The sequence below is a fragment of the Oscillospiraceae bacterium genome (genome assembly GCA_035353335.1).
Lineage (GTDB): Bacteria > Bacillota > Clostridia > Oscillospirales > JAKOTC01 > DAOPZJ01.
This window is the reverse complement of sequence record DAOPZJ010000070.1, coordinates 4,894-6,083: the sequence shown is the minus strand read 5'-3', so window position 1 is coordinate 6,083 and position 1,190 is coordinate 4,894. Positions and strand designations below refer to the sequence as shown.

3 protein-coding genes are annotated in these 1,190 nt (G+C 50.7%); all 3 read right to left on the bottom strand.

Annotation, left to right across the window (positions count from 1 at the left end; genetic code table 11):
- Positions 1 to 105: 105 nt before the first annotated feature.
- From rpmA to rplU, 3 genes are read right to left on the bottom strand one after another with little or no spacing between them, the layout of a single operon-like run.
- The gene (rpmA, locus tag PKH29_11540; GenBank protein ID HNX15469.1) at positions 106 to 384 is read right to left on the bottom strand and encodes a 50S ribosomal protein L27; all 279 of its coding nucleotides are present in this window, start codon (positions 382 to 384) and stop codon (positions 106 to 108) included.
- Positions 385 to 388: 4 nt separating this feature from the next.
- Positions 389 to 709 (bottom strand): ribosomal-processing cysteine protease Prp, encoded by a 321-nt coding sequence (locus tag PKH29_11535; GenBank protein HNX15468.1) that lies wholly within the window; start codon positions 707 to 709, stop codon positions 389 to 391.
- Between the two features lie 3 nt (positions 710 to 712).
- Positions 713 to 1,021, bottom strand: a complete 309-nt coding sequence (rplU, locus tag PKH29_11530; protein ID HNX15467.1) for a 50S ribosomal protein L21 — start codon at positions 1,019 to 1,021, stop codon at positions 713 to 715.
- Between the last annotated feature and the right edge of the window lie 169 nt (positions 1,022 to 1,190).

Sequence of the window (1,190 nt, the reverse complement as noted above, 5' to 3'; positions counted from 1 at the left end):
CAGGAGTCCTGCTTTCGGACGACTGCTCGCCCCATTCTTCATATTCAATATCGGATCGGTCGGATTACCGAAAGATTATTCAGTCCGAGCTCACTCGGGCCGAACTCATTCGGTGATGACGCTGATCTTTTTGCGGTCGCGGTCAAGACGCTCAAACTTCATCTTGCCGTCGGCGGTCGCAAACAGGGTGTTGTCGCTGCCCATGCCGACGTTGTCGCCGGGATGAAAATGGGTTCCGCGCTGACGGACCAGAATGTTGCCTGCGAGCACCTGCTGACCGTCGGCCCGTTTGAGGCCGAGGCGCTTGGACTCGGAGTCGCGTCCGTTCTTGGTGGAGCCGACGCCCTTTTTATGAGCGAAGAATTGAAGACCGAGTTTAATCATTTTATTATTCCTCCGTTTCGGTAATTATCCTGATATTAAGTGCACCCGGGTAATCGGTTTGAATCACAGCCAGATGGTCTTTGAGCGCACCGATGATTTTTTGCCCGTTGGGGTCTTCGCATTTTTCAACAAAGACCGAGTTTTTGCCGACCGTCACCGTGGCCTTTGCGCCGAACGTTTCGGTGATCGTGTTGACGGCGAACATCACCGCCGATGTGACTGCCGCGCAGACGATATCTTTTCCGAATTCCGCCGTCCCGCTGTGACCCGTCACCTGAAATCCGATTGGGGTATTAGCGCGGTAACAGAAGGTGGCTTTGATCATAAATTACAGCGAGATCGAACCGATCTTCACCTTTGTATAGGGCTGACGATGACCCATTTTGTGATGCACGTTTTTCTTGGCTTTGTAGGTAAAGATGTTGATTTTTTTGTTTTTGCCGGATTTGACGACGGTTCCCTTGACCGAAGCGCCTTTTACAAACGGGGTTCCGGTGATCAGGTTGTCGCCCTCGACGGCAAGCACTTTGTCAAAAGTGATCTCTTCGCCGTCGTATTTGTCGAGTTTCTCGACGAAAATTTCGTCGCCCTCGGTGACGCGGTATTGTTTACCGCCGGTTACAATGATTGCGTACATGTTTTGTTAAAACACCTTTCGATGATCTCGCTGTTGGGGTGAGAGAGCTTGCAACTCGTCTGCTTTGAAACCCCGGCCACAAAAAATAATGGCCATACAAGCGGCTCCAAGTAATATAACATAAATTCGGGGCGGTGTCAAGAGGTTTTGTATGAAAAATACGGTTGCA